Genomic DNA, 4,990 nt, shown 5'->3' with positions numbered 1-4,990 from the left:
CGTCGCGCCGGGACCCTGCCGGTCGTCGTACCGGGGCATCTCCGACGTCGTGCCGGGCCCGGACCAGCAGCGGCAGTGCCTCGTCCACGGGAAGGGAGAGGGCGGGGACCGTCCGTCGTCGCACCCCCGCGCCGTGCGGGCGGACGACGGTCAGGTCCGTGCGTCGCGCGGAGGCGTCGGCCCCGTCGGCGGGAGGTCCGGGCGGTTCCGATCCCTGGGTGCCGCCCTCGGGATCGTAGAAGGCGATCCGTCCGTCGCGCGGGAGGGGCGCGGGCAGGAAGACGGCCGCGAGCCGGACGGGTACGTCCGCCCCTTCCCCGCCACCGGGCGGCCCGGTGGCCGGGTCCCGTCCGTCCACCGACGTCGGCTCGCCCATACGTCCTGTCACCTCCCGCCCGCGTGTCGCATTCAGTCGTCTTCGACTTTACGGGCGGGGTCTGACAACCGGCCCCGGCGTCCGGGATCAGGGCACGGTGCGGGAGACGACGTACACCCTCGGATAACCCGGCTTGTCGTGGTTGACGACGATCTCGCGCGTCGGTGCCGGGTCCTTCTGTTCGTGGACCAGGCCCGACCAGGTGCCGGGTCCGTCGAACGTCCAGCCGGTGACCTCCCGGTCGCGCTCGCCGATGGGGAGGTCGTTCCGCTTCAGTTCGCTCTCCTGGACGCCGATCCCGGCGAGGAACGCGCTCAGGCCCACGTCGGAGGTCTCGAACTCGACGTACAGCCGGCTGGTCTTCCAGTTGTTGGTCTCGTACGAGGCCACCCACCACGCCGGGTGGGGTATCGGGACCTGGTAGATGCGACGCTGGAGCTTGGACGGCCAGCCCTCGGTGAGGCCGGTCGCGGAGTACTTCGCCTCCTTGTCCTTGCCGCTGGCCCGGCTCTGGTTCGCCGAGATCACCAGGTAGCCGGCCGGGACGCCGATGAGCAGCACGATGATCAGCAGGGTGATGGCCCTGCGGCGGATCCTGTGCTGCCGGTCCTCGGACGGGCGCGGCTCGTCCGGGGTGCCTGACTGCTGGCGGAAATCGCCGGTCACAGGGACTCCTGGGTGGTGCGGCGGGCCTCCGCGTACCGCTCGTAGCGCTCGTACCGCTCGACGCGGCGGCGCTTGGCCCGGCGGAAGCGGCGGGCGACGAGACGGGCGAGGTCGGCGGCGCCGACCATGCCGGCCTCGGGGCCGAGCTGGGCGCGGACGATGTGGGCCTCGGGGCGGTAGCCGCGCCCGGTGAGATGGCGCTTGAAGGCGTCCCGGGCGGGGCCGATCAGCAGGTCGTCGGCGGCCGAGACGCCGCCGCCGATGACGAAGCAGGAGGGGTCGAGGGCGGCGGCGAGGTTGGCGATGCCGACGCCGAGCCACTGGCCGATGTCCTGGAGGAGTTCGATGCACATGGCGTCGCCGTCGCGGGCCAGTTCGGTGATCATCGGGCCGGTGATGTCGGCGACGTTCCCTTTGACGTGCTCGATGACCCCGTACGCGACCGGCGAGTCGGCGACGGCGAGCTCACGCGCCTCGCGGACCAGCGCGTTGCCGGAGCTGTACTGCTCCCAGCAGCCGCGGTTGCCGCAGGGGCAGCGGTGGCCGCCGGGGACGACCTGCATATGGCCGAACTCGCCGGCGACACCGTACTTGCCGCGCCTGACCTGCCCGTCCTCCAGGATCGCGCCGCCGATGCCGGTGCCCAGTGTGATCATCACAAGGTGGTCCTCGCCGCGTCCGGCGCCGAAGCGCCACTCGGCCCAGGCGGCGGAATTGGCGTCGTTGTCGACCAGGACCGGGACGGCGAGGCGGCCGGCGAGGCGGTCGCGCAGCGGCTCGTTGCGCCAGGACAGGTGCGGGGCGAACAGCACGCGGTTGCGGTCGGCGTCGACCCAGCCGGCCGCGCCGATGCCGACGGCGTGCACGTCGTGCCGGTCGGACAGGTCCAGCACCAGTTCGACGATGGTGTCCTCGACGACCTTCGGGCTCTTGGACTTGTCCGGGGTCTCCGTGCGGAGCCGCTCCAGGATGTTGCCGTCGGCGTCGACGACGCCTGCCATCACCTTGGTGCCGCCGATGTCGATGCCCACCGTCGGGACACGGGGCGCCGTGAGATGGGAGCGGCGCTCCCTGGTGCCGACGGTTCTCAGGACCGGGGCGCGGCGGGAGCCGATGGGGGCGGTGAAGTCGCGGTAGGTGCTCATCGTCTGCGATTCTGCCGCACCGTTGGGCCGATTGTGGTGCGGGGCAGGTGGGGGGTGGTGCGGATCATTGCCGCGTGCGGGCTCGCCGTGGCTGTTCGCGCCGTCCCCCGCGCCCTCGGGGCACGCGGTTCACGGTGCCGGTCGCCGGACGCGTTCCGCTCCACCGCCGACACCGGTCACCTTGTCAGGACATTGTGACGAAGATCATCCGTGCGGTCAGGGACGTACCAGCAACTGGAACTCGAAGGAGTAGCGGTCGGGGCGGTAGGTGTGGGCGCCGAACTCCACCGCGCGGCCGGTGTCGTCGAAGGTGACACGCTGCATGGTGAGCAGCGGGGCGCCGGGCTGTTCACCCAGCAGCTCGGCCTCGGCGGCGGTGGCGGCCCGGGCGCCGATGGTCTGGCGTGCGCTGTGCAGGGTGATCCCGGCGGCCCGCATCATCCGGTACAGGCCGGTGGCCTCCAGTTGCCCGGTGGCCAGGTCCAGCAGTCCGGGCGGCAGGTAGTTGCCCAGGTACGCCATCGGCTCGCCGTGGGCGAGCCGCAGCCGCTCGATCCGGTGCATCTCGCTGCCCTCGGCCACCGCGAGCGCGGCGGCGACCTCGGCGGACGCGGCGACCACGGTGTTGACCAGCACCGTGGTGGCGGGGCGCTGGCCGGCCGACTCCAGGTCGTCGTAGAGGCTGCTGAGCTCCAGCGGGCGCTTGACCTGGCTGTGCACCACCTGGGTGCCGACCCCCCGGCGGCGTACGAGCAGGCCCTTGTCGACGAGCGACTGGATGGCCTGGCGGACGGTCGGCCGGGACAGACCGAGCCGCGCGGCGAGCTCGATCTCGTTGCCCAGCAGGGTGCCGGGGGTCAGCGCGCCGTGTTCGATGGCGGACTCCAGCTGCTGGGCCAGCTGGAAGTACAACGGCACGGGGGAGCCGCGGTCGACGCTGAGCTCCAGTTGTACGGTCGGGTCCACTTCTGGTTTCGGCACGGGCCGAGCGTAGCCGCGTGCGTTGTTGACGGGAAGTCGTGTAGTTCGGTTGTCCGGACATACGGATTGACAGGGAGCTGTGCGGGGCTCACTTTGTAGCCATGCGCATCGGGGTCATCGGTACGGGCCGTATCGGCACCATTCACGCCCACACACTCAGCAGGCACCGCGACGTCGGCTCCTTGATCCTCACGGACGTGGATCCCGCGCGGGCCCAGGCTCTCGCACACCGGCTCGGCGAGACGTCGGCGCCCGGGGTGGACGAGATCTACACCTGGGGAGTCGACGCCGTGGTGATCACGGCGGCCACGTCCGCCCACGCCGATCTGATCGGCCGCGCGGCACGGGCGGGGCTGCCGGTGTTCTGCGAGAAGCCCATCGCGCTGGACCTCGCGGGCACGTTACAGGCGATCACGGAGGTCGAGACCGCCGGGACGGTGCTGCAGATGGGCTTCCAGCGGCGGTTCGACGCCGGTTACACGGGCGCGCGTGAGGCGGTGCGCTCGGGCCGCCTCGGACGGCTGCACACGGTACGGGCGATGAGCAGCGACGCGGAGCCACCGCCGGCCGGGTACCTGACGCAGTCCGGCGGACTGTACCGGGACACCCTGATCCACGACTTCGACATCCTGCGCTGGGTGACCGGCCGGGAGATCGTGGACGTCTACGCCTCCGGGTCGGACGCCGGTCCCGCGATGTTCCGCGAGGCGGGCGACGTGGACACCGGCGCGGCGCTGCTCACCCTCGACGACGGCACGCTCGCCACGCTCACCGCGACCCGGCTGAACGGGGCCGGCTACGACGTACGGATGGAGCTCGCCGGGGAGCGGGACCAGATCGCCGTCGGCCTGGACGACCGTACGCCGATCGCGTCCACGGAGCCGACCGGGCCGCCGGCCGCGGACAAGCCGTGGACCGGGTTCCTGGAGCGCTTCGGACCCGCGTACGAGGCCGAGCTGATCGCGTTCGTGGAGGTGGTGCGGGGTGAGCGGGCCAACCCCTGCGACGGGCGCGAGGCCCTCCAGGCGCTCCTCGTCGCGGAGGCCTGCGAGCGGTCGCGGCGCGAGCGCAGACCGGTCAGGCCGACGGAGCTGCTGAGCGGTTCGGAAGCGGCGCTGACCTGACGCGGGCGCGGTTCAGGGGGCCTTGACCGGCAGCACGGTCCCCTGGGCGACGGCGCACAGTGTCTCCGTGCCGTCCTCGCCGAGGGTCAGCAGGTCGCAGCGGACGACGGCCTGGCGCCGGCCGGCGTGCACGACCTCCGCGCGGGCGCGCAGGGTGCGGCCGGCGGCCGGGCGGAGGTACTGGACGGAGAAACCGCCGGTGAGGACGTTCGGGCCGAGGACGGCGCCGGCGGCGAAGGTGAGGGCGTTGTCCGCCGCGTAGGAGAGCACGCCGCCGTGCAGGAAGCCGTTCTGCTGGTGGAGTTCCTCCCTGATGTCGATCTCCAGGGTCGCCCCGCCGTCCCCGAAGGCCGTCAGCCGGGCACCGAGAAGTCTGCTGAACGGCTGGCCGGCCAGGGTCTGCCGGGCGGTGGCGAGGTCGAGCGCGGTGGACTCGGTCATGGGGCGTGGCTCCTCGGGGCGCGGACGGGGCGGCGGGTCGGGGGTTTCAGCTGGTCGGGGGCGGTCGGCGGGTCGGGGGGCCCGGCGGGTCAGGGGTGTCGGCGGGCCGGGGGCGGTCGGCAGGTCAGGCGGTCCCGGCAGGTCAGGGGTGTCAGCGAGTCGGGGCTGTCAGCGAGTCGGGGCTGTCGGCGGGTCAGGCGGTCCCGGCAGGTCAAAGGTGCCAGCAGGTCGCGGCGGTCGACCGGTCAGGCGGTCCC

General features: G+C 72.7%; 5 protein-coding genes and 1 pseudogene. 1 reads left to right on the top strand and 5 read right to left on the bottom strand.

All coding sequences use genetic code 11. The annotated features are described in order from the left end of the window. The 4 genes and pseudogenes from B9S61_RS17355 to B9S61_RS17340 form a co-directional block, all read right to left on the bottom strand. Positions 1-376, bottom strand: a pseudogene (locus tag B9S61_RS17355) (hypothetical protein); the annotation flags it as partial. Positions 377-463: 87 nt separating this feature from the next. Beyond that, a complete protein-coding gene (locus B9S61_RS17350; RefSeq protein ID WP_103543082.1) occupies positions 464-1,042 on the bottom strand; it encodes a sugar kinase in 579 nt (192 codons plus the stop codon). Then, positions 1,039-2,187, bottom strand: coding sequence for an ROK family glucokinase (locus B9S61_RS17345; RefSeq protein WP_103543081.1), 1,149 nt, complete (start codon positions 2,185-2,187; stop codon positions 1,039-1,041). Before B9S61_RS17345 ends, B9S61_RS17350 begins: the two co-directional genes overlap by 4 nt. 216 nt (positions 2,188-2,403) lie before the next feature. After that, positions 2,404-3,153 carry a GntR family transcriptional regulator gene (locus B9S61_RS17340; protein ID WP_103543080.1) on the bottom strand — a complete coding sequence of 250 codons (750 nt, stop codon included), beginning with the start codon at positions 3,151-3,153 and terminating at the stop codon, positions 2,404-2,406. 116 nt (positions 3,154-3,269) lie between these two features. On the opposite strand from B9S61_RS17340, the gene B9S61_RS17335 reads away from it, so the two are divergent. Then, positions 3,270-4,292, top strand: coding sequence for a Gfo/Idh/MocA family oxidoreductase (locus tag B9S61_RS17335; protein ID WP_103543079.1), 1,023 nt, complete (start codon positions 3,270-3,272; stop codon positions 4,290-4,292). A 12-nt stretch (positions 4,293-4,304) separates the two neighbouring features. Here B9S61_RS17335 and B9S61_RS17330 read toward each other — a convergent pair whose 3' ends face one another. Further along, positions 4,305-4,733 (bottom strand): PaaI family thioesterase, encoded by a 429-nt coding sequence (locus B9S61_RS17330; RefSeq protein WP_103543078.1) that lies wholly within the window; start codon positions 4,731-4,733, stop codon positions 4,305-4,307. Between the last annotated feature and the right edge of the window lie 257 nt (positions 4,734-4,990).

It is taken from the genome of Streptomyces sp. SM1, assembly GCF_002910825.1.
Classification (GTDB): Bacteria; Actinomycetota; Actinomycetes; order Streptomycetales; family Streptomycetaceae; genus Streptomyces; species Streptomyces okerensis.
Note: the sequence above shows the minus strand (reverse complement) of the source record. Positions and strands in the feature narration are given on the sequence as shown.

What these genes read in the sequence shown, in the direction of transcription:
- B9S61_RS17335 (WP_103543079.1), top strand. Translation starts at nt 3,270, where the DNA reads ATGCGCATCGGGGTCATCGGTACGGGCCGTATCGGCACCATTCACGCC.
- B9S61_RS17330 (WP_103543078.1), bottom strand. Translation starts at nt 4,733, where the DNA reads ATGACCGAGTCCACCGCGCTCGACCTCGCCACCGCCCGGCAGACCCTG.
- B9S61_RS17345 (WP_103543081.1), bottom strand. Translation starts at nt 2,187, where the DNA reads ATGAGCACCTACCGCGACTTCACCGCCCCCATCGGCTCCCGCCGCGCC.